General features: G+C 43.0%; 9 protein-coding genes. All 9 read right to left on the reverse strand.

Annotated features, from left to right (window positions below):
• On the reverse strand, positions 1-286 hold a 286-nt coding region (locus LD39_RS01160; RefSeq protein WP_035541962.1), incomplete at its 3' end, for an NUDIX domain-containing protein.
• Between the two features lie 230 nt (positions 287-516).
• Positions 517-1,470: a thioredoxin-disulfide reductase gene (gene trxB, locus LD39_RS01165; RefSeq protein WP_035541965.1), complete on the reverse strand. Its 954-nt coding sequence runs from the start codon at positions 1,468-1,470 to the stop codon at positions 517-519.
• 245 nt (positions 1,471-1,715) lie between these two features.
• On the reverse strand, positions 1,716-2,735 hold the full coding sequence (locus LD39_RS01170) for a lipopolysaccharide assembly protein LapB (RefSeq protein WP_035541968.1): 1,020 nt from the start codon (positions 2,733-2,735) through the stop codon (positions 1,716-1,718).
• A gap of 89 nt (positions 2,736-2,824) precedes the next feature.
• Positions 2,825-3,448 carry a bifunctional phosphoribosyl-AMP cyclohydrolase/phosphoribosyl-ATP diphosphatase HisIE gene (hisIE, locus tag LD39_RS01175; protein ID WP_035541969.1) on the reverse strand — a complete coding sequence of 208 codons (624 nt, stop codon included), beginning with the start codon at positions 3,446-3,448 and terminating at the stop codon, positions 2,825-2,827.
• Entirely contained in the window at positions 3,445-4,203 is a 759-nt protein-coding gene (hisF, locus tag LD39_RS01180) for an imidazole glycerol phosphate synthase subunit HisF (protein WP_035541970.1), read from the reverse strand. Before hisF ends, hisIE begins: the two co-directional genes overlap by 4 nt.
• Positions 4,203-4,934: a 1-(5-phosphoribosyl)-5-[(5-phosphoribosylamino)methylideneamino]imidazole-4-carboxamide isomerase gene (hisA, locus tag LD39_RS01185; RefSeq protein ID WP_035541971.1), complete on the reverse strand. Its 732-nt coding sequence runs from the start codon at positions 4,932-4,934 to the stop codon at positions 4,203-4,205. The genes hisF and hisA overlap by 1 nt, the downstream gene beginning before the upstream one ends.
• A gap of 11 nt (positions 4,935-4,945) precedes the next feature.
• On the reverse strand, positions 4,946-5,575 hold the full coding sequence (hisH, locus tag LD39_RS01190; RefSeq protein ID WP_035541973.1) for an imidazole glycerol phosphate synthase subunit HisH: 630 nt from the start codon (positions 5,573-5,575) through the stop codon (positions 4,946-4,948).
• The gene (gene hisB, locus LD39_RS01195; protein ID WP_035541974.1) at positions 5,575-6,168 is read right to left on the reverse strand and encodes an imidazoleglycerol-phosphate dehydratase HisB; all 594 of its coding nucleotides are present in this window, start codon (positions 6,166-6,168) and stop codon (positions 5,575-5,577) included. The genes hisH and hisB overlap by 1 nt, the downstream gene beginning before the upstream one ends.
• Positions 6,165-6,350 (reverse strand): histidinol dehydrogenase (locus LD39_RS01200; protein WP_035541976.1); only part of this gene is annotated, 186 nt, incomplete at its 5' end. The genes LD39_RS01200 and hisB, both read right to left, overlap by 4 nt.

Raw genomic sequence — 6,350 nt, forward strand, 5'->3', positions numbered from 1 at the left:
TTTCTTCTAATAAATCACCTGAATAAGATGTGCTGTAAAAAGTAAACATCATCCACTCTTCCTTTGTCTGCTGTTCCTCCCGCATGACAAACGTGAAGGATCCTCTCAACTCTGGTTTTTCAATGAGAAGTCCAGTTTCCTCTTCAAATTCACGGATCGCGGAATCTTTAATATTTTCTCCCGATTCCATCTTTCCGCCAGGAGCTACATACCAGCCCCTTCTTGGTTTTTTCAACATTAATACTTGATCATTTACTCTTAAAATACAGTTTGATACACGTTGCAAGGCTGTCACCTCATTTTCTATCTAGAGGGCATCTTTACCCATTATACAATGAATATACGGAAGCCTACAATATTATGATTGACTCCTTTCAAAAAGCACAAAAAAAGGCACAGGTGATAAGCACCTGTGCTAATAGAGATCTATCTATTAAAAGGGGGTCAATTAATCACTTTCATTTTAACCGATGAATATTTCATCCGTGTTACAGCAGCGTTAAAATGTAATGACTTTTAATTTTTGACCGTTTTTAATTCTTCAAGAAGATTCTCAATATAGTGCTGTGCAGATTGGGCAGCAATACTGCCATCACCTGTAGCAGTTACAATTTGGCGCAACTCTTTTTCACGGATGTCTCCAGCCGCAAAAACGCCAGGTACTTTTGTTTCCATTTTTTCGTCTGTTTCGATATACCCTTGTTCATTTGTGATTCCAAGACTTTCAAACGGTGTGCTAAGTGGAATCATACCGATATAGATGAACGTACCGTCAGTTTTGAAATCGTATTCTTCATCCGTTTTCTTGTTGTATAAGGTTACACTTCCGACTTTCCCATCTTTTTCGTTAATGGTCTTAACCGTGGTATCCCAGATGAAGTCGATTTTTTCATTATCAAATGCACGATCTTGAAGAATTTTCTGAGCACGCAGCTCATCACGACGGTGAACGATCGTCACCTTGCTTGCAAAGCGTGTTAAATAAACCCCTTCTTCTACTGCAGAATCTCCGCCGCCAACGACAACGAGTTCTTTATTACGGAAAAAGGCACCATCACATACAGCGCAATAAGAGACTCCGCGTCCGCCAAGCTCTTTCTCACCTGGAACACCAAGTTCTTTATACTGAGCACCAGTAGTAATAATAACCGTACGAGCCTTGTACTCTTTGTTACCTGCTTTTACGGTTTTATATTCTTTTCCATCTATGATTTCTTTAATATCTCCGTATGCATACTCTGCACCGAATTTTTTAGCGTGTTCAAACATTTTATTAGATAGATCCGGTCCAAGAATACTTTCATATCCAGGGTAGTTTTCGACATCTTCTGTGTTTGCCATTTGGCCGCCTGGCACTCCACGTTCAATCATCAACGTATCGAGATTGGCACGAGATGTGTAAACAGCAGCAGTCATTCCTGCAGGACCGGCACCTGCGATAATTACGTCATAAATACGATCTTCAGTCATTCGTTATCACTCCTTACAACTACCTTTATCTAAGTTGTTATTTCATGTACATATCATAGTAAATCATACGAAAACCGTCCATTAATGTGCTTAAAACGAAAAGTGGAGAGGGGCTGGGAGACCTGACACGCATAAGCAAAACTACGTCGTGGCGGTATTTGCCACAGAGTAGGATTGCTTATGTCGCGAAGGACTGCCCCTCGGAACTAGACATAAAAAAAGAAAGCGGAAGCACCAGGACCAGCTTACTGCTCGATCCAAGGACCGCCTTCCTTACTCAATGTCGGAAATTGCTTGCAGCCTTTTTCCCAAAGGTTCAAAGCTTTTGATGGATTTCCCGTATGATAGGCAGCAATACTGTACCATTTATAATAGACTCTCCGGCGAACGACCTGTTTATCCCCTAGTGCACTAAAACGCTCGACCGCCTCTTGATACAGTCCGGCGCGGGCCAGAGTTTCTGCAACCGCCAGTTTTTGTTGCTCATGCATTGGAAAAACATTTTTAAGCAGATCGATATGAACTTGAGCTTCTTCTTTTAAACCTTGCTTCAAAAAGAAAGTAGCCAGATTCACATGACTTTGAATGTTCGCAGGATCTTTATCCAGCCATTCTTGTTCAATATCGATAGCTTCTTGTTTCTCACCGCTCATGAACAAGGCGTATGCATATTTATGTTTAGCCAGTTTGAAATCTGGAAACAATTGCATCATTTCATGGAGAACAGTAAGGGCTTGATCCCACTCCTCGTGTTCAAGATGGTAAAAAGCAGTTTCCTGATAAATCAGGAGATCATCTTCATCATCGAAAGCCCATTCATCCTCATCATCCTCATTTTCATCAAGCGAGTCCAGCATCTCCAGTAATTGGTTTGCAGCTTCCTCAAACTCGCCATCTTCCTGCTGATCCAAATATGTCTCCACATATTTTTTTGCATCATTTAATAAGCCCAGGTGCGCATAATTATTAGCCATCAAGTAATAGCAGTCGACATACTCTTTCCCGAACCTCGCTAATACTTCTGTTAATAATTGATTCGCAGCATGATAAGAACCAACTTCCGTGTAGACTACGGAAAGTTGGCATGGATACAAGGGCTCATCTGGAGAAGTTTCGATTGCTTTTTTCAGCCATTTGACAGCAGCGTTAAAACGACGTTTATGGAAGGCTTGTATACCGTGGGAAAAGTAGAATTTTCCTGACGGTATGAATGGTATGATGTTTGAGTTCTCTTCAGCTGCTGAGCTGTTTAGTGATGTCGTCATGACTGTCCCCCTATTTCCGTAACAAATCTCACTAATAATGGAGTATAACATAGATAAGCCTTTAGAAATAGGAGAAATATGTCATGTTTTTATGAATGGCGTCGTTCAAGCACGGATAATACGTTATCAAGTGGAACATTTCGATCCGTTAATAGTAATAGAAGATGGAATAATAAATCGGCAGATTCCAGGGCCATTTCTTCCGGATCATCATTTTTAGCAGCGATGATGACTTCTCCAGCCTCTTCCCCAATTTTCTTCGCAATTCGATCGACACCTTCTTGGAACAACTGTGCTGTGTAAGAACCTTCAGGCAGCGTTGATTTTCGTTCTGCGAGAACTTCTTGAAGTTTGTCGAGAATCTGATAGCGGTTTTCTTCCACCACTGATTCTTCTTTCATTAAAGAGTCTGAGAAGCAGCTATAGTTTCCTTTATGACAGGCTGGGCCTGCTGGAACAACTTCTACGAGTAAAGCATCCTGGTCACAATCGTATCGAAGGTCAGTGACAGATTGTGTATTTCCAGAGGTCTCTCCTTTATGCCAAAGCTCTTGACGGGAGCGGCTATAGAAGACCGTCTCTTTCAATTCCAGTGTTTTTTTCAATGATTCTTCGTTCATATAAGCAAGTGTAAGTACTGCTTTTGAACGGGCGTCTTGCACAATGGCAGGGACGAGCCCTTTTTCATCAAATTTAATGTCATCTATGTTCATCGTACGACGACTCCTTTCTCGCTTAAATAAGCTTTAACATTCTCGACTGATGTTTCTTTGTAGTGAAAAATGGAGGCTGCTAAAGCCGCGTCTGCATCCACTTCTGTGAATACTTCATAGAAATGTTCGCTCGAACCTGCACCACCAGATGCAATGACAGGCACTTGTACGACTTCCTGTACAGCTTTTAATAGTGGAAGATCGAATCCAGTCTTTTCTCCATCCTGGTTCATCGATGTTAACAGGATTTCTCCCGCTCCCAGCCGGACCGCTTCTTTGGCCCAATCGGTAACCTTCCACTCAGTAGCTGTACGTCCTCCATGCGTATAGACAACCCAAGTTTCTTGTTCTTCATCGTAGCGGGCATCGATGGCTACGACAATACATTGACTTCCAAAATAGTCTGCGCCCTCCGTGACCAATTCTGGCCTTTTAACAGCAGCAGAATTAAGCGAAACTTTATCCGCACCGTTTCGTAACGTTTCTTTGATGTCTTCTAACGTGCGGATGCCTCCACCTACTGTGAACGGAATTGCCAGTTCTGAAGCCACTTTTCGAACAACATCAATCATCGTTTTCCTTCCTTCATGCGTAGCAGAAATATCGAGGAAAACCAGTTCATCAGCGCCTTGTTCGTCATAAACTTTTGCAAGTTCAACAGGATCCCCGGCATCCCGTATATCAACGAATTGGATTCCTTTCACAACGCGGCCTTCTTTGACATCCAGACAAGGGATTATGCGTTTTGATAACATCAGCTTCCCTCCACTTCTAACGCCTCACTCAAGGTGAAACGTTTCGTATAAAGAGCCTTGCCAACGATTGAACCAATGACGTTTTGTTCTTGATATTCTTTCAGTTTGTAAAGATCCTCCAGCCCCTGGATCCCACCGGATGCAATCACGTCCACTCCTGTCGCTTCACCTAAACGGACGATTTCTTTCACGTTAGGACCTGATAACATCCCATCTTTTGCAATATCCGTATAAATGAACGTTTTCGCACCCGCTTCTGCTAGTTCTTTTCCTAGGTCGACGGCTTGGATTTCGGATTTTTCAAGCCAGCCAGCCGTCGATACATATCCATCACGTGCATCCAGCCCGATAGCTATTTTCTCTCCATATTGACGCAGGAGCCGTTTGGTCAATTCAATATCTTTAACTGCCAAAGAGCCGATGATGACACGGTCGACCCCCTGGTCCAAGTAGTATCGGACATCCTCTTCAGACCGGATGCCCCCACCGATTTGAACTTTACTGTCCAATTCCTTTGCAACACGCAAAACATGTTCTGCGTTTTGCTTCGAACCGACTTTAGCTCCGTCAAGGTCTACCATATGGATCCAAGAAGCCCCTGTTTCCGCAAATTCTTTTGCCACTTCAAATGGATTTTCTCCATATACAGTTTCTTTATCAAAATCACCCTGTTCAAGGCGAACACACTTACCATCGCGCATATCAATTGCTGGATATATTGTAAAACTCATCGTAAAACTCCTCACTGTTTAACCATTACTTTACAAAAGTTCTCTAAAAGCTGCATACCAGGTCTCCCGCTTTTTTCAGGGTGAAATTGGCTTGCAACCAGATTCTCTTTCCCAATGATGGCAGGGACATCCAGATGATAATCGGCTGTTGCATATAGAATCGAATCGTCATCAGTCTGTGCGACAAACGAGTGCACAAAATAAACATATTCTTCTCCCACATCTGTCAGTAACAGCTGCGATGGCTGATGGATCTTCAGCTTGTTCCAACCCATATGTGGCACTTTATAGTTCTGCCCCTTAGGATTTACTCCTGGGAACTTGACGATCCTGCCTGGAAACAATCCCAGACCTTTCGTTTCACCGCCTTCTTCACTCGATTCAAACAGGAGCTGCATACCTAAACAAATGCCATAGATCGGAACATCATCTGCTGCTTTTTGTTTAATAAAAGGAATGAATCCATGCTCGTCTAAAGCCTTCATCGCATCAGGAAAAGCACCGACTCCAGGCAGAATATATCCATCACAGTCCCCAATTTTCTCAGGACGATCTCCCATCTTGTATGGAACACCTAATCTCTCTAATGCCTTTGATACGCTGAATAAATTACCCATTCCATAATCTATAATGCCAATCATTATAAACTCCCTTTCGTGCTCGGTACTCCTTTGACTCTCGAATCAATTTGTGTTGCTTCATCCAGAGCCCTTGCCAATGCTTTGAACATCGCTTCAATAATATGATGCGTATTGTGGCCATGGTGCAGCACAATATGTAAATTCATCCGCGCTTCTACAGCAAGCTTCCAAAAAAATTCGTGTACATTTTCCGTATCAAATGTTCCGACACGATCCATAGGCAGCTCTGCTTTCCACTCAAAATGTGGCCTGTCACTTAAGTCGACAGCAACTGTGACAAGCGTTTCGTCCATTGGCAGAGTCATTGATCCGTAACGCTTCATTCCGTACTTATCTCCGATTGCCTCACGAAGCGCCTGACCGAGGCAAATTCCGATATCTTCTGTCAGGTGGTGGTCGTCCACCTCCACATCTCCAAAACCTTTTACGCTTAGATCGAACAATCCATGCTTAGCAAACAGCTCTAACATATGAGCAAGAAAAGGGGTTTGGACATCCAAATCAGCACTTCCTCCGCCATCAATGGCAAGCTTCAATTCGATGTCTGTCTCTCTTGTTTTTCGTTTAATTTCTGCCGTTCGTTCCGTTGTCATTTCCATCGCTCCTTGCGTGTTTCGACAGCACGGGCGTGAGCTTCCAGCCCTTCCAACCGCGCAAATCGAGCAATTTTATCTACATTTTGCTGTAAAGCTTGTTCACTGTATGAGATCACGCTGGATTTTTTTACAAAGTCATCAACATTCAACGGGCTTGAAAACCGGGCTGTTCCGTTTGT

This window comes from Halobacillus sp. BBL2006 (assembly GCF_000786645.1).
In the GTDB taxonomy this organism is placed as follows: Bacteria; Bacillota; Bacilli; order Bacillales; family Halobacillaceae; genus Halobacillus.